We start from the raw sequence: 22,117 nt of genomic DNA on the forward strand, positions 1-22,117 counted from the left end.
GGGGCTTAAACAAAGTATAGAAACAATGTATGTAAATGAAATGTTTAGTACGAAAAAAAATTAATTTACGAAATGTCTGATAAGAGCAAAGGTATTAATTGCATTAAGAACAATTAAAACCTTGCAGTGAGATATGTTTGCTGTGCTCACCCAAGCTATCTTCGTGATGAATAATTAATTCATCTTGATTCACAGTAAAACTAAATTTCCCTAGCCATTGTAATGAAGCTATTGGTTCTTGATGATAAAAACCCTGTTTGTCATAACAAAGATAAGTAAAGTGATGGTAAACATCAGCAAAAACACCATAATCTGCGGTAAAAACATTAATATGTTGTTGCTGCTTAAAATGCTTTGCCTGAGTGCCTGCCACTAAATACCAAAAACAAACAGATGCCATTATCACCACTTGCAACCCTGCGAAGATAAAAGATAACAGACGAATCAAACGAATAGGTTTTGTATCTTGATGGAGTAATCTTTCATGTTTAAGAAGAATAAAAATACCCACTATCACCATCAGTAATTTTATAAACATCAGATAAACCCCTATCTGATACATCATTTTGGGGCTATGCCATTGAATACCAAACACTTGAGGAACAAACAAACTATCGATAAGAGGTAAAAAAATAAACAGAGTAGAAATTAATAAACTTTTATTTTTCATAGTATTCCTTAAAACTCTCATCATGTTACTTTTTCCCCTTTGCAAAAGCAAAAAGGCGTAATCTTGCGATTACGCCTTTAAAAGTTTTAGAGATGCTTTTTATAATGCAGCGAATACGTCATCTGTTTTAGCAGCACAAATAAAATCGTTTTTGTGTAAGCCTTTGATTGAATGACTCCACCAAGTAACAGTTACTTTACCCCACTCGGTTAAAAGACCAGGGTGATGGCCCTCTTCTTCGGCCATATCGCCCACTTTATTCGTGAACTCAAGTGCTTGCTTGAAGTTTTTAAACTTGTAAACACGCTCTAATTGCATAATGCCGTCGCGCACTTCAGGAACCCAATCTGGGATCATTTTGATCAATTCTGCTAATTCAGCATCAGATACTTTAGGCGCATCCGCACGACACGCTTCACACTTTTGTGTGCTTAATGAAGACATTATAAATCCTTAACTTGCTAATTTTTCTTTAGGTGGAAACTTTGGCTCATGTAGCCCCAATTCTTTTGCTTTACTCACCAGCGACATGATATCCATTTGTGAAATATCGAATAAGTCATTGATTGAGCTTATGGTGTAGTACACAGGTTGCATTATATCAATACGATAAGGTGTACGTAGCACATCTAATACATCCATTGCATTGATTTCTGGCTTATCTGAATATACATACTGTGTTTCGCCAGGGCTCGATAAAATACCACCACCATAGATACGCAGGCCTTGCTCAGTTTGCATCAAACCAAACTCAACAGTAAACCAGTAAAGACGCGCTAAATAAACACGATCTTTCTTTTCAGCGGCATAGCCTAACTGGCCGTATTTGTGAGTAAACTCAGCAAATGCAGGGTTAGTTAGCATGGCGCAGTGACCAAAAATCTCATGGAAGATATCTGGCTCTTGTAAGTAGTCAAACTCTTCACGGCTTCGAATAAACGTCGCAACTGGGAACTGCTTGCTTGCTAATAAACGGAAAAACTCATCAAAATCGATCAGAGCTGGTACAGGGGCAACTTGCCACCCCGTAGCCTCAAGCAGCACATCATTAAGCTCACTGAGTTGTGGAATACGATCTGTTGGTAAATTGATTTTCTTAAGACCTGCTAAATATTCATCACAGGCTTTACCTTCGATGCAAGCGAGTTGGCGAGCAACGAGCTCAGACCATATTTTATTTTCTTCTTCGCTCCAATGGATAACCCCATTTTCATCAGGTTGCTTGGAGGTGTAATTACTTGCTTTAGCCATAATAACCTTCTTCGTTAAATCGTGATCAGCATCGATCAGAGTTTCATTAACTTGTTGGTTGATACTATTTAAAAGTAAGCAAAAGTTTAATAGCTAGGGTTGTTTCCGAGACTTTCAAAAACAACCCAACTGTAAACTTAAGATTACACTAAAAGATCAATAAGTTTACACAGCTCGAATTACAAGGGGCTTAACGCCAAATTACTGTAAACATTAAATTACACACTAACTGATAAATGTAAATGCAGTTTTGAGATCGTTAATTATATCGTTAACATCTTCTAAACCAACTGATAAGCGAATTAAACCGTCACTAATACCTGCGGCTGCTCTTTCTTCGGGTGTATAAGGCGAATGGGTCATTGATGCAGGGTGTTGAATGAGCGTTTCAGCATCCCCTAAACTGACCGCAAGGGTGCAAAGCTGGGTGTTATTTATAAATGTTTCACCATCTTCTAGGTTGCCCTTTATTTCAAAGGCAATTACACCACCGGCCGCTTTCATCTGTGAGCCAATAAATTTATGACCTGGGTGTAATTTAAGCCCAGGGTAATATACTTGGCTCACTAACGGGTGTTGCTCTAAATATTCAGCGACGACTTGCGCACTGGTGCAGTGACGCTCCATTCGTACAGCGAGAGTTTTTAAACCGCGATTAATTAACCATGCATCATGAGGGCTAATCGTTGCACCAATATCTTTTAACACGGTCATTTTTATCAGGTTGATATGTTCCTCTGTGCCACACACAAGCCCTGCCACCACATCACCATGACCATTTAGGTATTTAGTTGCACTGTGCACCACAATATCAATGCCAAACGAAGTAGGTTGCTGTAGCAAAGGTGTTAAGAAAGTATTGTCGATAACGCTTATCAGTTGATGCTGCTTGGCAACGTCGGCAATTAAATTTAAATCAAGCACCGCCATGGTCGGGTTGATTGGTGTTTCTGCAAAAATCATTTTTGAATTTGCTTTAACCGCGCCACGTAGTTCAGCTTCGTTAGTCATATCAACAAAAGTGACTTCGATCCCAAAGCGCGGCAACATGTGAGCAAAAAATGCAAAGGTACAACCGTATAACGCACTTGATGCCACTAAGTGGTCACCTTGTTGTAAAAAGCTAAGCACAGATGCAGACACCGCCCCCATACCGGTCGCTGTGGCAGCAGCTGCTTCACAGTTTTCTAACTGGGCTACTTTTTGCTCAAGCTCTTGCGTTGTCGGGTTACCTAAACGGGTATAAATAAAGCCCTGCTCTTCACCGGCAAATCGGGCTGCACCTTGGGCTGCATTAGCAAATGCGAAGGTAGAGGTTTGGTAAAGTGGCGCACTCAGTGCGCCATGTGGGTCATTTGGTTTTTCTGGACCATGAATACATTGTGTATGTAAGTGATGCTTAGTCATTGTGTGTTCTCGTTTTTATTATCAGTACTTCATACTCATAAATAAAACGTAGATACCCACAATGCACAAGCATGCCGGATGCTCAGATGGCTAAATATCACTCAGCCATTTTTATTAACTGTACACAAAAGTTGTCATTTTGTGTTTTCGGTCTCTTTATCACTGGTACGTGAAGCAATTTTACGGGCAATACTATTAGCGGTTTCTTTTAGCAAGCTGCGTTTATGTTCCAAGCGAGGTAACGGACGGCTAAGCTCCATCGCTTTATAGCCTATGCGCGCAGTAAAAATACCTGCACTTAGACCTTGTGCTGCACGGCCCGACAATTTCCCCAGCAATTCAGCACTTAGTGCCGTGGCAGCTAGATCTGATACCAACTCTGCACTGCCAACAAACAACACTTGCTTAACCAATAAGCGATACAATTTAATACGGCTTGCATAACCAAAACCAATACCGTAAATACGGCCAATTTGCTCAATGAGCTTAGTGCCACGCCATAACACCGCCATCATATCGACTAAAGCCAGTGGACTTAGCGCAACTAACAAAGCTGACTCAGTCGCAAAACGGTTAATCAGTTTTTTCGCTTGTTGATCTTGGCTTACCAATAAGCTATCGGCGTATAACGTCATGATTTCTTTATCGGTATGGTGACTCGCTATTTGCTGCTTAAACTCTTCAAACCCTGTAAGCTCCTGATGTTTATTAAGCTTTTCAAGCCACGGCAGTGCTTCACCTACTTGCTCGCTATTGAGTAAGCGGTCGGCTTCACTGCGATGCAATTGATTACGCTTTAAACTTCTCAGCATGCGGTACTCGCGCCAAATAACACGGGCAATCAGTAGCACACCACTGAGAACAGCCGTTAGATACACCGAACCTAAAATAATCGATTGCTGAAACGTCACAAACAGCGACATAGCAAACTCAAGTAACACTAAAACTAAAAAGCTAACAACAAACACCCCTTTTAAGGTTTGCCATTTCGACTTTTTATACACGGGTTCAAGCTCAATGCTATCTTGCAGTTCCTCTTCTGCGTCAATAAATTCGGCGTTCTCTATTACTTTAGCAACAGTTAACTCCTTTGCAGGAGCTTCATTGCTTGCAGAACTTGAAATACGTCGACCAGCCTGAAAGTTAATCTCCTTTGGTTGCTCACTCATGTTAGTTTATCTCCTATCAGGTACTGCATGACATGATCTAAACGAATATGCTTTAACCGTTTATCAGGGCATGGAAGTGGCGAAAACGATAAAAACTCAAAGCCTTGTTTTGGCCACTCTTGTTTGTTGAGAAGGCGTGACGGTGGCTGCGGCGGTAAATACGTCAGCCATTCTTGCTCGCCTAAAGGCTTGCCATAAATACAGGCTAACTGTTGGCCTTTCTCAGCTACTTGGCGCGGCTCTGTAGCGCAAATGGATGACATTGCCATGGTCTCAATTTGCACGCCTTCGAACTTTAAATGATTCGTTTGGTCATGCACGATTGAATCGAGTAATAATGCTAAATCTTTATGATACTGGGCACTAATATGGTCTGACTTATTGGCCGCAAACAATAACTTGTCGATGTTTGGTTTAAACAAACGTTTAAAGAAGCCCGCCTCACCATAATTAAAATGCGCCAACAATTGGTTGATAACACGGCTTTGCTCATGCAGGGTTTCGCTGCCTTCATTCAAGGCGCTGAGCACATCCACCAGCACAATTTGTCGGTCAAAATGACGAAAATGCTGCTCGTAAAAAGGTTTTATAACCTCTTTTACATAGGCTTTATAGCGCTTTTTAAGATGCGCTAAATTTGACCCTTCGGTTATGTCGTTAGGCACATTAGCAACTGGGAAAAACTGCAGTAATGGTGCTCCTTTTAGCTCACCGGGCATCAGCATACGACCAGGTTGCAGCATAGCAAGCTTGGTGTCTTTTTTAAGGCCGACCAATAACTGTTGATAAAGTGCTGCGACATCAGCCAGTTTGCTTTCATCAACACTGGCTGATAAATCAAGTTCAGCAAGGGCAGTTAAAAATGGCTTAGCCTTTTCGTTACGGGCTGTTTGCTGCAAGAGTGAGTATTGTAATTCACACCAATCAGCAAATGATTGCTCCAGCATTGGCAAATCGAGTAACCATTCACCAGGATAATCAATAATGTCTAAATAGAGCGTTGATTGCGGTGCAAAATGACCACGAAGCCCTGAGTTACTTTGGTATTTAATTGCCAAACGTAAGGTGTTTATACGCTCAGTGGATGCAGGCCATGTTGGCTCACCTTCAACAGGTAACAACGCCGATAATGCATTCGTGTAGTCAAATGTCGGAATTGTCAGTGCTTGCTGCGGCACTATTTTTGTAGCGATATGACGCTTTTCACGCATCACATCGAAAAAAGGTAAGTTTTTATCGTCAGCTTGGCTGGTTAAATGTTTAACCAAGGCGGTAATAAACGCAGTTTTGCCGCTGCCACTTAACCCTGTAACAGCTAATTTCACGTGTTGATCTAAACTACGGTGAAGTGCTTTTTCTGCTTTATTTTTTAACGAATTAAAGGTGTTCTTTGCGAATGATTGGCTCATAAAGTGTCTGGCACCTTATTTGCGCTTGGTATCACGATGCAAACAAGGTGCGTTTATATCCTTTAAAGTTTGTTGATTTCACGGCTAACCGTAAATTCTGTTGATGTGACATAGCGTTCCATCTCTTGTAAACGACCATCAACTCGAGCAAGACGATCTTTTAAGTCTTGCAATGCACGGCGAGGTGGCTCCCCTTTTTGCCATACTTTAAATTTTACTTCAAGCGGGTCTTGGTGAATGCTGTCTGCGTTTTTAACTGTTTTTTCAGCCGGTTTTTTATCTAAAATAAACCACGCAGCAATGTAAGCAACAACAATAAATGGACCACCTGATAATAACACTGCTGTCACAACTAAAATACGTACCAGCCAAAGCTCCATATTGAAGTAGTCGCTGATCCCCGCGCACACGCCGGCTATTTTACCACGCTCCGCGTCTCTGAATAATTCGCGTTTGGTACTCATACTTTACGTCTCCACTGCGGAGCCTCTTGGTCAAGTAAGGCTTCTAATGTTTCAACACGCTCTGCCATTTTATCTGCTTTTTGTGCAAGCTCTAGTAGCTGACGATGCTCGTGTTCACTTAAACCTTGGCTCACTTGCTTTTTACTACGGAAGTGTAGAATAAGCCAAAGTGGGGCAACCACCACCATAAATACAATGATGGGTGCCATCAAAACTTCTGCGTTGAACATGATACTCTCCTGTCAATCCGTTATGTGTTTAAGCATTGGGGGACACGCCCCCATTTTATTATTTTTTATCTGCTAACTTTTTCTTAAGCTCAGCTAACTCATCATCAATCTTTTCGTCTTGCTGAAGACCTGCAATCTCGTCTGATAATGATTTTTTACCAAGATCATAAGACTCTATTTGTGATTCTAGACCATCGATCTTGTTTTCGTAACGTTCGAAGCGGTTTAAAGCATCTTCAACTTTTGAGCTGTCGAGCGCTTTTTTCACCTCAAGACGTGACTCAGCAGAGCGTTGACGTAAGATGATTGCTTTTTGACGCGCTTTTGCATCAGCTAGCTTCTCTTGTAACGTACTTACTTCTTGCTGTAGTTTTTCAATGTGAGACTCTACATGCTCAAGCTCAGTTTCAACTGCTGCCACTGCATCTGCTGATTTTTGCTTTTCAATCAGTGCTGCTCGTGCTAAATCATCACGGTCTTTACTGAGCGCTAATTCAGCTTTTTCTTGCCAGTCTGCAACTTGAACTTTCAAAGTTTCAACGCGACGTACCAGCTCTTTTTTCTCAGCAAGTGTTTTTGCTGACGTAGAGCGAACTTCTACTAATGTATCTTCCATCTCTTGGATGATCAGACGAACCATTTTTTCTGGGTCTTCTGCTTTATCTAAGATGGCATTGATATTAGAATTAACGATGTCTGCAAAACGTGAAAAAATTCCCATAACATTTACCTCTTTGGTGTTTTAACTTAATCAGTTGGTATATCTAGTATCAATATGCTTGCCAACTTTTATAGATGTAGAATAACTTAATATATTCAAACAGTTAAACTAAATTTATAAATTTCTTTAGTTCTCATAAATAATGAAATACACTAGATCTTAGTAAAAATGACTAAGAGTTAGGGAATATGAGCCAATTTCGCCAACAGGATAATTTACTCGGCCAATCAGACAGCTTTTTAAGCGTACTTGACCAAGTTTCACAACTGGCAAGTCTTGATAAGCCTGTGCTTATTATTGGTGAACGCGGTACAGGTAAAGAACTGATTGCTGCGCGTTTACATTTCTTATCTAAACGTTGGGAACAAAACTACATAAAGCTAAATTGTGCTGCACTTAATGAAAACCTGCTTGAAAGTGAGCTATTTGGTCATGAAAGCGGTGCATTCACCGGTGCCAGTAAACGTCATGAAGGCCGATTTGAACGCGCCAATAGCGGCACATTATTCCTTGATGAATTAGCGAATACCTCGGCCATGGTGCAAGAAAAGCTTCTGCGCGTAATTGAATATGGCGAATTTGAACGCGTTGGTGGTAAGCAAACGGTTAAAGTCGATACCCGCCTAGTTTGCGCAACCAATGAAGACTTGCCGACCCTTGCTGAACAAGGCGAATTCAGAAGCGATTTACTCGACCGCCTTGCTTTTGATGTTATCACCCTGCCTCCGCTGCGTGAACGCCAAGAAGATATCATGCTGCTTGCAGAGCAATTTGCGATAAATATGGCCCGCGACCTCGAATGGGAATTATTCAGTGGCTTTACGCGTAGCGCCATCGAAACACTGCAATCTTATGATTGGCCAGGTAATATTCGTGAATTAAAGAATGTTGTGGAACGTAGCTTATACCGTCATGGCAATGAACATATTCCCGTTCACCAGATTATTTTAGACCCATTTGCGAGTAAATTTAGACCCAAACAACGTGTTAAAGCCGCAGTGAGCAGTACGCCTGTTGCAAATGTGGAAGCTGCACCTATTGTAACAACACAAAATCAAGAACCTGTGACTCTCAGTAAACCTGACATTCAATTTCCTTGTAATTTAAAACAGCTATCAAATGACTTTGAAATTGATGTGATAAAAAAAGCACTGGAATATAGTCAATTTAATCAAAAGAAAACTGCAGAACACTTAGAATTAACGTATCATCAATTACGTGGCTATTTGAAAAAATACAATTTATTAGATCAGCAGCAATAGTTAGAGGCTAATCAGGTGTTTAAACCGTTACTTGCTTTGTCTTTGGTGTGCTTAGTCGGCTGCCTAGATAGCGAAGAAAAAACCACAGAACAAAAAAACCAAGGCTTAGTGTATTGCGCTGAAGCTAATCCCGTGTCGTTTAATCCGCAAGTGACAACCACTGGTTCAACTATTGATATTATTGCTAATCAATTATATGACCGCTTGCTCAGTATTGACCCTGTCTCTGCCGAGTTTCAGGCAGAGCTTGCCACTGATTGGAAGATTAGCCCTGATGGTAAAGCCATCACATTTATGCTTCGTAAAGGGGTAAAATTTCACACTACTCGGTACTTTACACCAACCCGAGACTTTAATGCTGATGATGTTATTTTTACCTTCAGTCGCCTATTTGATGTTTACAACCCTTACCATTTTGTTGGTGATGCTAACTACCCATATTTTCAAAGTGTGGGAATTGATCAATTAATTCGCCGCATTGTACGCGTTTCTGATTACCAAGTTCGGTTTGAATTATACAACGCTGAAAGTAGCTTTTTAGCGAATTTGGCCACGGATTTTGCTGTCGTGCTATCGAAAGAATATGCTATGCAGCTCAAAGATCGCAAACAAGAGAACCTGTTTGATCAATACCCTGTTGGTACAGGTCCCTATGTATATAAAGAATACCGTCGTGACCGCTTAATTCGTTACTATCGTAACCCTGATTATTGGAAACACCCCGTCGTGCTTGAGCAATTGGTGTATGACATTACACCCAATGGGACAACGAGGGTTGCGAAAATGCTCACTAAAGAATGCGATGTGACTGCGCACCCAAGTAGCGCACAGCTCAGTATTTTGTCACAACGTGAAGATATCAAAGTCCAAAAAGAGCAAAACCTCAATATTGGTTATTGGGCCTTCAATACGGAACGCCCACCGTTTGATGATGTGCGTGTTCGACAAGCCCTCGCTAGCGCTATTGATGTAGATAAAATTATGCAGGCTGTGTATTACGGAAATGGCATAAAAGCACAATCATTATTGCCTCCAGCATCATGGGCTTTTGAAGCACAAAAAGCGATGCCCGAGTTTAACCCTGAGCTTGCTAAAACCTTACTTGCCGAAGCGGGCTATAAAGATGGCTTTGATATGAATATTTGGGCCATGCCAGTAAGCCGAATTTACAACCCAAATGCACGTAAAATGGCTGAATTGATGCAAAGTGATTTACGTAAAATTGGCGTTAATGTCAGTATTGTAGAGTACGAGTGGAACACCTTTTTACAACGTATTGGCGAGCATCGTCACGACAGTGTACTACTGGGATGGGCAGCCGATACGCCTGACCCTGATAACTTTATGAGCCCGTTACTAAGTTGTACAGCTACTTTTAGTGGTAAAAACCCTGCAAACTGGTGTAATCCAGAGTTTGATTTACTGCTTACTCAAGCTCTAGATACCACCGACTTAGAAAAGCGCAAACAATTTTATAACCAAGCACAACGAATAATTGTTCAAGAAATGCCGATATTACCGATTGCACACGGTATGCGTTTTCAAGCGTCAAGTAGTGACGTAAAAGGTATAAGTCTAAGCCCATTTGGTGGCATTTCACTGGCTAACGCGAGGAAGGAGTAATGATTCTAGACTATATTCTTCGCCGCTTAGCCCTATTATTATTTATGATGCTAACATTAAGTGTCTTCACTTTTTCGCTAAGCTTCTTATTCCCAGGTGATGCCCTGACAAACTTAAGCGGCGTTACCAATAGCACATTTGCTCAAACGAATGCGCTTGAGGCAAAATTTCATTTTACTGAAAATTACATAGTACAATATTTCGCATTTTTAGAACGGATTATACAGGGTGACTGGGGCATCTCTTTTGCCTCAGGAGAAAGTGTCTTTGCACATATTATTGATTTGTTTCCTGCGACTCTTGAACTAAGCACATATGCACTTATTGTGTCTGTACTTGTGGGAGTACCAGGGGGGATTTTAGCAGCGGCTTATTATAAACGTTGGCCCGATAAATTAATTAATTCAGGAACCTTAGTCGGCTATTCAATGCCCGTATTTTGGTTAGCTCTATTACTAATTATGGTGTTTTCACTGCAATTAGGCTGGTTTCCAATGTCAGGCCGGATGGGTTTACTGTACGAAATAGAACCCGTTACGGGGTTTATCCTCATTGATATTATTGCCGATGATTTCCCCTATCATGGCATGGCATTTTTAGATGCGCTGCATCACTTGACCTTACCAACAATCGTGTTAGCCATGTATCCAACAACAGTATTGGTTCGTTTTACTCGTGATTCAATGCTCAAAGTGCTCGAGCAAAGCTATATTAAAACAGCCCGTGCAAAAGGCTTAAACCGTGCGCAACTAATTATCCACCATGCACTACGTAATGCATTACTGCCTGTAATCAAGCAAATTGGTCTACAGTTTAGTACTTTGATAACGCTGGCAATGATAACGGAAGTCATTTTCTCTTGGCCGGGGATTGGTCGTTGGCTTATCGACAGTATTTATCAACGCGACTACCCTGCTATTCAAGGTGGCTTACTCGCTGTGTCTATGTTTGTTATTTTAGCTACCATAGTCGCTGAGCTGACTTATACGTTATTCGATCCATTATCGCGGAACCAAGCACATGGCAAAGTTTAATTTATTCTCTGAAGAGTCGAATAAATCGCCACTGGCGCGGTTTTGGCGAAAGTTTAAGACAAATCACCCTGCACTAGTTGGTTTGTGGCTGTTTATAGCACTTGCGTTACTTGCTGCATCCGCTCCACTCCTTGCACCTTACGGCGTGAATCAGCAGCATAGCGATGCTTTATTACTACCTCCTTCTTGGCATGATGCTGGCGATGTTAGGTTTTTGTTAGGTACTGACGATTTAGGCCGAGATGTATTGTCACGTTTAATGAACGGGGCAACTTATACCTTTGGTCTATCTGTTGTTGCTGCACTAATTACCACCGTTATAGGTGTATTAGTTGGTACTTTTGCTGGTATTAGTCGTGGTATTCGCTCAAGCTTTTTGAATCACTTACTCGATATCACGTTATCTATCCCATCGCTGTTACTGGCGATAATTATCATCGCAATTCTTGGCCCTGGTTTAATGAATACAGTTTGGGCTATTATCTTAGCGTTATTACCACAATTTATTCACTCAGTAAGGAATTTAATTGTTGAAGAGCTGAGTAAAGACTACATTACTGCTTTTAAACTCGATGGCGCATCTAATTGGCATATTTTAGCACGTGGTATTTTTCCAAATATTTACGAGCATATCGTGGTTATTTTTACCATGGCTCTGTCAACAGCAATACTCGATATTTCAGCGCTAGGCTTTTTAAAGTTAGGTGCACAACCCCCCACTACAGAATGGGGGGCAATATTAGCTGAAAACCTAGGTTTAATTTATCTTGCCCCTTGGACTGTCGGCCTGCCAGGCGTATTATTATTTTTAGCAGTCCTGTCCACCAATTTAGTGGGTGATGGACTGCGACAAGTGCTTAAAGAACGTAAGGCTGATTAACTATGCAATTACTCGATATTCGCAATCTCACGATAGAGTTACGCACCTCTGACACAGTAATTCGTGCAGTTGATAGAGTTAGCTTAACCCTTAAGGAAGGTGAGGTTCATGCTCTTGTCGGTGAATCAGGCTCAGGCAAAAGCTTAATAGCAAAAGCAATTGTCGGTGTTTTAAATAAACGTTGGCACATTACAGCAGATAGAATGCATTGGCGCGGCGTTGATTTAATGCGCTTGTCGACAGAACAACGCAGAAAACTAGTCGGCCAAGATATTGCAATGATCTACCAAGATCCGAGCCGCTGCCTTGACCCTACAGCCAAAATTTTTGATCAAATAGCTGAAACCCTGCCCGCGCAAGCGACGAGTGGCTTTTTTTTAAAGCGTAATAGACAACGTAAAGACAGAGTAAAAGCATTAATCCACAAAGTGGGTATCAAAGATCATAAAAAGGTACTCGACAGCTACCCTCATGAGCTCTCTGAAGGGGTCTGTCAAAAAGTAATGATTGCCATGGCAATTGCCCGTACTCCTAAATTACTTATTGCTGATGAGCCTACAACTGCGCTTGAAAGCACTACTCGTGCACAAGTATTTAGGTTACTAAAGAGCTTAAACCAATTAAAAAACATGTCGATACTAATGATTTCTCATGAACTAGAAGAGATTATTGAGTGGTCACATGGTATGCATGTTTTATATTGCGGACAAATGGTCGAAGCAGGTCCGACTAACCGTATTTTTAAGCAGCCTCACCACCCGTATACCCAAGCTCTTCTAAAAAGCTTACCTGATTATGAGCAAGGCCTGGCCCACAAAGAGCCGTTTTATGCGCTAAAAGGAACTATTCCGACCTTGCAGCACTTACCGATAGGCTGCCGATTGGGGCCACGTTGTCCACAAGCACAAAAAGCATGTGTTGTAACACCTAAGCTGACTAAACATCATAGCCACAGTTATGCTTGCCATTTTCCCCTCATTAAGGCGATGAAATAATGCAACCTCTGTTAAAAGTTCAAGCGTTATCAAAGAGTTTTAATTTACGTGCAGGGTTATTTTCACGTAAGCGCTTTTCAGTGCTAAAAAATATTTCGTTCTGCTTAAGTCAAGGCGAAACCATTGCGATTATTGGTGAAACCGGTTCAGGTAAAAGCACCCTTGCCAAGCTACTTGCTGGGGCCGATAATGCCGACAAAGGACAGATTTTACTGGATGGTAATATTATTGAAAATGATGGCTTACGTGATAACGACTGTCGTCATATAAGATTGATATTCCAAGACTCTGAAGCTTCGCTCAATCCTGGTTTGACTATTGGCGATATGCTCAATGACTGCTTACAGTACAACACTGATTTAAACAAAGATGAACGTGAAGAAAAAATAAAGCAGACTCTCGCAAAAGTGGGTTTGCTATTAGATCATCAGCATTATTACCCACACATGTTTAGTAGTGGCCAATTGCAACGCATAGCGCTTGCACGCGCTTTAATTCTAGATCCTAAGGTTGTGGTGCTCGATGAAGCTTTATCGTCTCTAGACCCGTCTGTACGTGCACAAACGGTAAACTTATTACTACGTTTACAAAAAGATACGGGCTTGAGCTATGTACTGATTACGCATCATTTAAGTTTAGTCCGCCATATTAGTGACCAACTCGTGGTACTCGATCATGGTGAAATTGTTGAGTACGGGCAAACTGAAGCAATCTTCCAGGATCCACAATCAAAAGTAACACAGAAGTTGTTGAATTGCTGATAGTGAGTTGTCAGCTATCAGTTTAATTCGGCGTTAAAACGCCTCCTACGCGGGTGATTTGAGCACTCAATTAACCTTACTCTTTCCCCTCGGCTTTTACACATCAATTCTGTCACCATGGCTTGGTGGTGTTGATGTAACGATAAAATGTAATGGTTCAGTACCTTGATTACTTAGCTGATGAACTCGGCCAGCACTTACATGCAAACCTTGTTGCGCAGTCAGTTGGTGTATTTGCCCATCAAGCTCGATAGTGGCACAACCACTAAGCACGAAGAAAAATTGCTCTGCATGCTTGTGGTAGTGCTTTACTTCAGCTCCACCCACAGGGACATGTTCTTGAATAACACTCAGTGCATTAGACTTTACCAAATGCCAACCGTCGCAATTATACCAATTCGCTTAATTAAGTGGTCTATTTTGAGGCAATAAAACCTCGTTGATAGCAAGGCAAAAATTTCGTTGTTTAGTTGTTCTAAATCAGAAATTTTTAACGCAGGTAGCGACAGGTTTAATCCCTCAAAATGATTAAGTATTATTCCGAGTTGGTATCACATCCCCATGTGTAATGATCTGCGCTATGTTTGTCTATGATATTCAAAACTTTTTATACATCCCTTGGCTTTGTGGTGCGACAAACTTGTAGCCAAGCTTTTCGTAAAAACCTGGTTTATCAGCCACCATTGTGACATAGCTGCCCTCAAAGGCTGCCGATTCAATGTAACGATCAACATGTTTCATAATCACTCTGCCTAAGCCTTGCCCTTGGTAGTCAGGTGCCACTGCAATATCAACCACTTCAAAATTACAACCACCATCGCCAATTACACGGCCCATGCCAATCAGCTCTTCGCCTTTGCGGATACAAATAGCATAAAGAGAGTTTGGTAAACCAGCTCTAGCCGCCGCGAGTGAACGAGCCGACAAACCCGCTTTGCGGCGCATTTCACAGTATTCTTCGGCACTCGGCAGTTGCTCAATAAGACTATATTGCATAATTACTCCTTCTCTGTGGTAACAAAAAAGGCGCCAGAGGCGCCTTTTACTTAAGTCGTTTTGCTACTTATTCAGCAGCTTGAACCACTTTTGGTACCTGAATATCAGCTTGCGCTTTAAGTGCAGCAATAAATACCATGTAGTTTTTATTCACTTGAGCCATGGTGATATTTTGCTTTTGTTGCTCATTAATTTCAGCTTTAGGTGCTTCATTAACAGCTTTTAATGCAACAATTGCTGTATCACCATTGCTTAGGTCAACAACATCAACAACTGGCTGATCTTTAGGGTGTGCCATTTTAAATGCTTGTTGAACAATTGCAGGCGACACCGTGTAAGCTTGACGAGCAAGCGCAGCTTCTTGACGAACAGTTAGTCCTTCAGCCGTTGCTACATCATTTAAGCTCTTTCCAGCTTCAATATCAGCATACAGAGTACGTGCTTTTTCTTTAGCAAGTTCTGATGCTTTTTGTGCTACTAATGTTGCTTTGATTTGCTCAGAAACCTCTTCTAGCGGTTTAGTTGTAGCCGCTTTATGATCGTTTACACGCACAACGATAGCATGCTCATCACCGACTTCAATCACTTCTGAGTTCATGCGATCTTCTAACACTTCAGGTGAGAAAATGGCAGCAACTACTTGAGGGTTGTTTAGCGGTTCAGGTAATGCATTACGTGTAACAAGTTCCGTTTTTTGTACTTCTACGCCAGCTACATCTGCAGCATCTGTTAAAGTATCTGAAATTTCAAACGCAAGTTCACCCATTTGAGTTTGCTTCTCATAAAACGCATTAACTTTCTTAGAGCGTTCAAGTTCAGCGCGAAGTTCATCTTTTACGTCTGCATACGGTTTTACTTGCTGTGTTTGGATGTCAGTAAGCTTAATGATGTGATAACCGAATTCTGATTCTACAACGCCTGAAATGTCACCTTTATTTTCAAGAGCATAAGTTGCGTCTTCAAACGCGGGGTCCATCATGTCGCGTTCAATCCAATCTAGATCACCACCCATTTCAGCGCTAACAACATCATCAGATGATGATTCAGCTAATTCAGCAAAATCAGCACCGTTATTTAGCTGTGTTAATAGCTCTTCAGCTTTCGCTTTTGCGGCATCATCATCTTCACTGTTATCAATTAAGATATGCGAAACACGACGTTTTTCAGGCTCAACGTATTGTGCGCTGTTTTGGTCATAGTATGCTTTTACGTCATCTTCAGAGACACTTGAATCTAATTCAAGATTTGCTGCATTTAGGTCAATATAGCTTACTGATACTTGCTCTGGCGACAAAAATTGCGGTTGGTTTAAGTCGTAGTAATCTGCAATCTCTTGCTCAGATACTTCGATACCCTCTTGCAAAGACTCTTTATCAACCACCACATAATCAATGCTACGTGTTTGCTGTTGTAGCGCTACGCTATTGTTCAGTTCGTTTTCTAAAACAAAATCACTACCCGCCACTGCACCAACCAATTGGCTGCGTGTCATATCTTCACGTAAATACTCACGAAAAGCATCTGGCTGGAAGTTCATTTGACGAATAACTTGTAAGTAACGATCGTTGCTAAATTGGCCGCCAACTTGGAAGTAAGGCATTTCTAAAATAGCTTTACGAATACTTTCATCACTGACGCGAAGACCTAATTCTGCCGCTAGTTGAGTTTGCAATTCTTGTTGTACTAAACGGTCAATTACGCCTTGACGAATTTGCGCCATATAATTTGGGTCAGCAGCGATTTGTGCGAAGTATTCACCAAATTGTTGCTCTAAACGACTGCGTTCGTTTTGGTACGCACGGCTGAACTCGGTTTGGCTAATTTTAACTCCATTTACTTCTGCAACGGGCTGCTCTGTGGTTTGTCCTAAATAACCACCAATCCCAGCTAAAGCAAAAGATAAAATCACCGCGCCTAAAATAATTTTGGCTGCAGGTCCCTGCGAACCTTCTCTGATTTTCTCAAGCATTTATTTATCTCTATTCTGATCAGGTAAAAATTATACCAATTAGCCTAATGAGGTATCATTACGGATTTGGTATCAACCCTGCTCATGTAAAAAAAGCGTATCTTACCAGATACGCTTTTCCACTTGAAGTAACTGGCGCTAAGATACTTAATTTGATCTAAGTGCAATTAAGTATCTTTCACCTAACTAATCGTGTGTTGATTAGTTTACTGCGTCTTTCAGCGCTTTACCTGCTTTGAAAGAAGGAATGTTTGCTGCAGCAATCTGGATAGTTTCACCAGTTTGCGGGTTACGACCTGAACGTGCTGCGCGCTCACGTACAGAGAAAGTACCAAAGCCAACTAGCGCCACTGAATCGCCATCTTTAAGAGCGCCTGAAACAGCCTCGATGAATGAATCTAGTGCACGACCAGCAGCCGCTTTAGAAATGTCAGCATCAGCTGCGATTTGATCGATTAATTGAGATTTATTCACAATATCATCCTCTTTCATTGTTATTATCAAGAGCGATTGTTTTTAAATTAACATCACTGTTTTGAAAATTTATGAGCAAATTAAGTTTATGCTCAGTTTATTATATTTTTCTCAACCCTAGGCCACATAAGGCCTAGGCTTGAAAACTAGTGCTTAACTTATCATACCTTTGGTATTTGAAAAGCCCCTAAATGCACTTTTTTGCGGTTTTTTACTGGTTTTTTTCAGTTTCGACAGAAAAACTCTCAACTGGGTGCTTTAAAGCCAGTTTTAAAACGTCATCAATCCAAGTAACTGGGTGAATTTCAAGGCCCTCTAATACGTTATCAGGGATCTCTTTTAAGTCACGTTCGTTAATTTTTGGAATAATAACGGTTTTAATTCCACCACGATGTGCTGCAAGTAGCTTTTCTTTAAGGCCACCAATTGGTAATACTTCACCACGTAGCGTAATTTCACCAGTCATGGCTACATCAGAGCGTACTGGGTTCCCAGTTAAGCTCGATACTAAACCTGTCACCATGGCAATACCCGCACTTGGGCCATCTTTTGGCGTTGCACCTTCAGGTACGTGCACATGAATATCACGCTTTTCATAAAAGTCGCTATTAATGCGAAGCTTTTCAGCGCGATTACGAACAACCGTCATCGCTGCCTGAATTGACTCTTGCATTACATCACCAAGCGAACCAGTATAAGTTAGCTTGCCTTTACCTGGTACGGCAGCTGATTCGATAGTCAGTAAATCTCCACCTACTTCAGTCCACGCAAGGCCCGTTACTTGGCCAATTCGGTCACCGTCTTCTGCTTTGCCATAGTCAAAGCGTTGTACACCTAAGAACTCTTCAAGGTTGTTTTCGTCAATAAGTACCTTTTTGGTGCCTTTATCAAGCAGGATATTCTTAACTGCTTTACGGCATAGTTTTGATACTTCACGTTCTAAGTTACGAACGCCCGCTTCGCGTGTGTAATAACGAATAATGCCAATAATCGCACTGTCTGCAATCTCAACCTCAGACTCTTTTAAACCATTACGCTTCACTTGTTTTGGAATTAAGTGTTGCTTAGCAATGTTTAGCTTTTCATCTTCGGTATAACCCGATAAACGAATCACTTCCATACGATCAAGTAATGGACCTGGGATGTTAAAGCTGTTTGAGGTGGCAACAAACATAACATCTGATAAGTCGTAATCCACTTCGAGGTAATGATCAGCAAAATGGCTATTTTGCTCTGGATCGAGTACCTCAAGTAATGCTGAAGCAGGGTCTCCGCGCATATCCGATGACATCTTATCAATTTCATCTAATAAGAATAATGGGTTCTTCACACCCACTTTGGTCATATTCTGGATTAACTTACCAGGCATAGAGCCAATGTAAGTACGGCGGTGACCACGGATTTCAGCTTCATCACGTACGCCACCTAATGCCATGCGTACATATTTACGGCCTGTAGAGCGGGCGATTGACTGACCCAATGAGGTTTTACCCACACCTGGAGGTCCTACTAAACATAAAATAGGGCCTTTTAACTTATTGGTACGTTGCTGCACAGCAAGATACTCAATAATGCGTTCTTTCACTTTATCTAAGCCGTAATGGTCGGTATCTAGAATCTTTTGCGCACCCGCTAAGTCTTTTTTCACTTTTGAGCGTTTTTTCCAAGGCACATTGATTAGTGTATCAATGTACGAGCGCACAACAGTCGCTTCTGCCGACATTGGCGACATCATTTTTAACTTAGCAAGCTCAGCGTTCGCTTTTTCTTGTGCTTCTTTTGGCATGCCCGACTCTTCAATACGCTTTTTCAGCGCTTCGAATTCATCCGGTACATCATCAAGCTCACCTAGTTCTTTTTGGATGGCTTTCATTTGCTCGTTGAGGTAATACTCGCGCTGCGATTTTTCCATCTGCTTTTTCACGCGGGTACGAATTTTCTTCTCAACTTGCAATAAATCTATCTCGCCTTCCATCAACGCCATTAAGTACTCAAGACGCTCTGTTACATCGGCAATCTCAAGCACTTTTTGCTTTTCAGGTACCTTAAGTGGCATATGTGCCGCCATAGTATCAGCCAGACGTGCAGCTTCATCGATCCCTGACACAGAAGTAAGTACTTCTGGTGGAATTTTCTTATTTAGCTTTACATAGCCCTCAAACTGGCTAATTGCGCTGCGGATGAAGATATCTTGTTCTTGCTCGTCGATATGGCTTGATTCAATAAACTGCGCTTCTGCAACAAAGAAATCATCATTATCTAGAAACTTCTCTACACTTGCGCGTTGTGTTCCTTCGACAAGCACTTTAACGGTGCCATCAGGTAGCTTTAATAACTGAAGTACTGTGGCAATTGTACCAACACGGTAAATATCATCTTGCTGCGGATCATCAACTGAGGCGTCTTTTTGCGCCACTAGGAAAATTTGTTTGTCCTTGTCCATCGCCGCTTCTAGGCATTTTATTGATTTTTCACGACCAACAAAAAGCGGGATCACCATGTGTGGATAGACCACGACATCGCGCAGTGCCAACACGGGGATTTCGACTCGATCTGTTCTCTCAAGCGTCATTATATTCTCTTCGCACTTCATTTATTTTAAAGATTACTCAAGTATATGGGGATATGTAAGGGAAAGTTCAACAAATTTATAAAAAAAGGAGCCTTTGGCTCCTTTTTAATGCTTAACTGCTTAATATTTAAACTATCAAAAGATTACTCTGATGCTGCTTTGTCTTGATTACCACTTTGGTAAATCAAAATTGGATCAGACTCACCTTTTATCACTGTTTCATCAATAACGACTTTACTTACTTCATCCATTGATGGCAGCTCATACATAGTATCGAGTAACACACCTTCAACAATCGAGCGTAAGCCACGTGCACCTGTTTTACGCTCCATTGCTTTATGTGCAATCGCTGATAAAGCGTCTTCACGGAACTCAAGCTCAACATCTTCCATCGCGAAAAGTGCTGAAAACTGTTTTGTTAACGCATTTTTAGGCTCGCTAAGGATTTGAATAAGCGCGGCTTCATCTAGTTCTGTTAGTGTTGCAACAACAGGTAGACGACCAATAAACTCTGGGATTAAACCATACTTTACAAGATCTTCTGGCTCAACATCTTTAAATGTCTCACTTAAGCTGCGGCTTCCTGATGAGCTTTTAACCTCAGCACCAAAACCAATACCTGTGTTTTTATGACTACGCTGCTCGATCACTTTATCTAAGCCTGCAAATGCACCGCCACAGATAAATAAGATCTTAGATGTATCAACTTGTAAAAACTCTTGCTGCGGATGCTTACGACCACCTTGTGGTGGTACTGATGCAACCGTACCTTCGATTAATTTAAGTAAAGCTTGTTGAACACCTTCACCAGACACGTCGCGGGTGATTGACGGGTTATCTGATTTACGTGAAATTTTATCAATTTCATCAATATAAACGATACCACGTTGTGCTTTCTCTACATCGTAATCACACTTTTGCAGTAGCTTTTGAATGATATTTTCAACGTCTTCACCTACATAACCGGCTTCAGTTAGCGTAGTCGCATCAGCCATAGTAAATGGTACATCAAGTAAACGTGCCATTGTCTCAGCTAGAAGTGTTTTACCACTGCCCGTAGGACCAATTAGCAAGATATTACTTTTACCCAGTTCGATATCTGGGTTGATAGTTTGATTACGTAGACGCTTGTAATGATTGTAAACTGCAACAGATAACACTTTCTTCGCGTGATCTTGGCCAATTACATAGTCATCTAAGTGATTACGAATCTCTTTTGGTACAGGCAGTTTATCAGACGCGTTGTGCTTAGGCGCAATGTCTTTGATTTCTTCCCTGATAATATCGTTACACAGCTCAACACATTCATCACAAATGTATACTGAAGGACCGGCAATTAACTTGCGTACTTCATGCTGGCTTTTGCCACAAAAAGAGCAGTATAACAATTTATTACTTTTGTCGCCGTCTGTAGGAGTGTCAGACATTCAGCTACCTCTTTTATTACGTTGGTAGCAGCATCTATCTGCTGCTAATTCACTATGTGTAACTATATCAAAGATTTTTAGTTTTCGCATAGTAAAGGGTGATAGCTAATAATACGTAATTACTAGCTATTCAGATTACTTAGTTTCACGATTCGTGAATACCGAGTCGACTAAGCCATATTCAACTGCTTCACTGGCAGTCATGAAGTTATCACGGTCGGTATCGCGCGATACAACATCTAAAGGTTGACCCGTATGCTCAGCCATTAAACGGTTTAGCTTATCTTTAATTGACAGAATTTCACGCGCATGAATTTCAAAATCAGATGCCTGACCTTGGAAACCACCTAATGGTTGGTGGATCATGACACGTGAATTTGGTAAACAGAAACGCTTACCTTTAGCACCACCAGATAGCAAAAATGCACCCATGCTTGCTGCTTGACCAACACAAATTGTGCTTACATCTGGCTTAATAAAATTCATTGTATCGTAAATTGCCATACCAGCAGTCACTGAACCACCTGGCGAATTAATGTAAAGATAAATATCTTTTTCTGGGTTTTCTGATTCTAAAAATAGCATTTGCGCAAGAATCAGGTTTGCCATGTTATCTTCAACTTGGCCAGTTAAGAAAATAATGCGCTCTTTTAAAAGACGAGAGTATATATCATATGAGCGCTCACCTTTCGCTGTTTGCTCAACAACCATAGGGACTAATGCGTTTAGAGGGTCTATCATACCGCTGTTCATTCTTGTTTAATTCCTTATCCGCTGCGACTCATCCTTACAATAAGGAAAGC

The 22,117-nt window shown here is 41.2% G+C and carries 22 protein-coding genes; 6 read left to right on the forward strand and 16 right to left on the reverse strand.

Annotation, left to right across the window (positions count from 1 at the left end):
• Nucleotides 1–103: 103 nt before the first annotated feature.
• The 9 genes from LY624_RS11365 to pspA all read right to left on the reverse strand — a co-directional run bounded on the left by LY624_RS11365 (nucleotide 104) and on the right by pspA (nucleotide 7,321).
• Nucleotides 104–670 carry a hypothetical protein gene (locus LY624_RS11365; RefSeq protein ID WP_341803021.1) on the reverse strand — a complete coding sequence of 189 codons (567 nt, stop codon included), beginning with the start codon at nucleotides 668–670 and terminating at the stop codon, nucleotides 104–106.
• A gap of 99 nt (nucleotides 671–769) precedes the next feature.
• Entirely contained in the window at nucleotides 770–1,114 is a 345-nt protein-coding gene (locus tag LY624_RS11370; RefSeq protein WP_036969771.1) for a 4a-hydroxytetrahydrobiopterin dehydratase, read from the reverse strand.
• Nucleotides 1,115–1,123: 9 nt separating this feature from the next.
• Complete coding sequence (gene phhA / locus LY624_RS11375) at nucleotides 1,124–1,921, reverse strand: phenylalanine 4-monooxygenase (RefSeq protein ID WP_445936713.1); 798 nt, start codon at nucleotides 1,919–1,921, stop codon at nucleotides 1,124–1,126.
• Between the two features lie 225 nt (nucleotides 1,922–2,146).
• On the reverse strand, nucleotides 2,147–3,328 hold the full coding sequence (gene megL, locus LY624_RS11380; protein ID WP_341803022.1) for a methionine gamma-lyase: 1,182 nt from the start codon (nucleotides 3,326–3,328) through the stop codon (nucleotides 2,147–2,149).
• A gap of 134 nt (nucleotides 3,329–3,462) precedes the next feature.
• The gene (locus LY624_RS11385; RefSeq protein WP_341803023.1) at nucleotides 3,463–4,497 is read right to left on the reverse strand and encodes a TIGR01620 family protein; all 1,035 of its coding nucleotides are present in this window, start codon (nucleotides 4,495–4,497) and stop codon (nucleotides 3,463–3,465) included.
• Entirely contained in the window at nucleotides 4,494–5,906 is a 1,413-nt protein-coding gene (locus LY624_RS11390; protein WP_341803024.1) for a YcjX family protein, read from the reverse strand. Before LY624_RS11390 ends, LY624_RS11385 begins: the two co-directional genes overlap by 4 nt.
• Before the next feature lie 62 nt (nucleotides 5,907–5,968).
• Nucleotides 5,969–6,370 carry an envelope stress response membrane protein PspC gene (pspC, locus tag LY624_RS11395; RefSeq protein ID WP_062569862.1) on the reverse strand — a complete coding sequence of 134 codons (402 nt, stop codon included), beginning with the start codon at nucleotides 6,368–6,370 and terminating at the stop codon, nucleotides 5,969–5,971.
• Nucleotides 6,367–6,600: an envelope stress response membrane protein PspB gene (pspB, locus tag LY624_RS11400; protein WP_341803025.1), complete on the reverse strand. Its 234-nt coding sequence runs from the start codon at nucleotides 6,598–6,600 to the stop codon at nucleotides 6,367–6,369. The genes pspC and pspB overlap by 4 nt, the downstream gene beginning before the upstream one ends.
• 58 nt (nucleotides 6,601–6,658) lie before the next feature.
• A complete protein-coding gene (gene pspA, locus LY624_RS11405) occupies nucleotides 6,659–7,321 on the reverse strand; it encodes a phage shock protein PspA (RefSeq protein ID WP_062569861.1) in 663 nt (220 codons plus the stop codon).
• A gap of 188 nt (nucleotides 7,322–7,509) precedes the next feature.
• Between pspA and pspF the strand changes: the two genes are divergently transcribed.
• The 6 genes from pspF to LY624_RS11435 are packed head-to-tail and all read left to right on the forward strand — an operon-like array spanning nucleotide 7,510 to nucleotide 13,876.
• On the forward strand, nucleotides 7,510–8,583 hold the full coding sequence (gene pspF / locus LY624_RS11410) for a phage shock protein operon transcriptional activator (RefSeq protein ID WP_341803026.1): 1,074 nt from the start codon (nucleotides 7,510–7,512) through the stop codon (nucleotides 8,581–8,583).
• A gap of 15 nt (nucleotides 8,584–8,598) precedes the next feature.
• Nucleotides 8,599–10,206: an ABC transporter substrate-binding protein gene (locus tag LY624_RS11415; RefSeq protein WP_130150591.1), complete on the forward strand. Its 1,608-nt coding sequence runs from the start codon at nucleotides 8,599–8,601 to the stop codon at nucleotides 10,204–10,206.
• The gene (locus LY624_RS11420; RefSeq protein ID WP_130150590.1) at nucleotides 10,206–11,240 is read left to right on the forward strand and encodes an ABC transporter permease; all 1,035 of its coding nucleotides are present in this window, start codon (nucleotides 10,206–10,208) and stop codon (nucleotides 11,238–11,240) included. The genes LY624_RS11415 and LY624_RS11420 overlap by 1 nt, the downstream gene beginning before the upstream one ends.
• Nucleotides 11,227–12,120: an ABC transporter permease subunit gene (locus tag LY624_RS11425; RefSeq protein ID WP_130150589.1), complete on the forward strand. Its 894-nt coding sequence runs from the start codon at nucleotides 11,227–11,229 to the stop codon at nucleotides 12,118–12,120. The genes LY624_RS11420 and LY624_RS11425 overlap by 14 nt, the downstream gene beginning before the upstream one ends.
• A 2-nt stretch (nucleotides 12,121–12,122) precedes the next feature.
• Nucleotides 12,123–13,115, forward strand: a complete 993-nt coding sequence (locus LY624_RS11430) for a peptide ABC transporter ATP-binding protein (protein ID WP_130150588.1) — start codon at nucleotides 12,123–12,125, stop codon at nucleotides 13,113–13,115.
• A complete protein-coding gene (locus LY624_RS11435) occupies nucleotides 13,115–13,876 on the forward strand; it encodes an ATP-binding cassette domain-containing protein (protein ID WP_062569855.1) in 762 nt (253 codons plus the stop codon). The genes LY624_RS11430 and LY624_RS11435 overlap by 1 nt, the downstream gene beginning before the upstream one ends.
• A gap of 96 nt (nucleotides 13,877–13,972) precedes the next feature.
• Here LY624_RS11435 and LY624_RS11440 read toward each other — a convergent pair whose 3' ends face one another.
• The 7 genes from LY624_RS11440 to clpP form a co-directional block, all read right to left on the reverse strand.
• Nucleotides 13,973–14,248 (reverse strand): cupin domain-containing protein, encoded by a 276-nt coding sequence (locus tag LY624_RS11440; RefSeq protein WP_341803027.1) that lies wholly within the window; start codon nucleotides 14,246–14,248, stop codon nucleotides 13,973–13,975.
• 225 nt (nucleotides 14,249–14,473) lie between these two features.
• Nucleotides 14,474–14,872 (reverse strand): GNAT family N-acetyltransferase, encoded by a 399-nt coding sequence (locus LY624_RS11445; protein ID WP_341803028.1) that lies wholly within the window; start codon nucleotides 14,870–14,872, stop codon nucleotides 14,474–14,476.
• A gap of 67 nt (nucleotides 14,873–14,939) precedes the next feature.
• Nucleotides 14,940–16,841 carry a peptidylprolyl isomerase gene (gene ppiD, locus LY624_RS11450; RefSeq protein WP_341803029.1) on the reverse strand — a complete coding sequence of 634 codons (1,902 nt, stop codon included), beginning with the start codon at nucleotides 16,839–16,841 and terminating at the stop codon, nucleotides 14,940–14,942.
• A gap of 201 nt (nucleotides 16,842–17,042) precedes the next feature.
• Nucleotides 17,043–17,315 carry a nucleoid-associated protein HU-beta gene (gene hupB / locus LY624_RS11455; protein WP_054553319.1) on the reverse strand — a complete coding sequence of 91 codons (273 nt, stop codon included), beginning with the start codon at nucleotides 17,313–17,315 and terminating at the stop codon, nucleotides 17,043–17,045.
• Nucleotides 17,316–17,526: 211 nt separating this feature from the next.
• Nucleotides 17,527–19,887 carry an endopeptidase La gene (gene lon, locus LY624_RS11460; RefSeq protein ID WP_130150583.1) on the reverse strand — a complete coding sequence of 787 codons (2,361 nt, stop codon included), beginning with the start codon at nucleotides 19,885–19,887 and terminating at the stop codon, nucleotides 17,527–17,529.
• Between the two features lie 143 nt (nucleotides 19,888–20,030).
• Nucleotides 20,031–21,314 (reverse strand): ATP-dependent protease ATP-binding subunit ClpX, encoded by a 1,284-nt coding sequence (gene clpX / locus LY624_RS11465; protein ID WP_341803030.1) that lies wholly within the window; start codon nucleotides 21,312–21,314, stop codon nucleotides 20,031–20,033.
• Between the two features lie 135 nt (nucleotides 21,315–21,449).
• Nucleotides 21,450–22,067, reverse strand: coding sequence for an ATP-dependent Clp endopeptidase proteolytic subunit ClpP (gene clpP / locus LY624_RS11470; RefSeq protein ID WP_062569849.1), 618 nt, complete (start codon nucleotides 22,065–22,067; stop codon nucleotides 21,450–21,452).
• Nucleotides 22,068–22,117: the final 50 nt, after the last annotated feature.

Origin of the sequence: Pseudoalteromonas sp. N1230-9, from assembly GCF_032716425.1 — a bacterium.
Classification (GTDB): Bacteria; Pseudomonadota; Gammaproteobacteria; order Enterobacterales; family Alteromonadaceae; genus Pseudoalteromonas.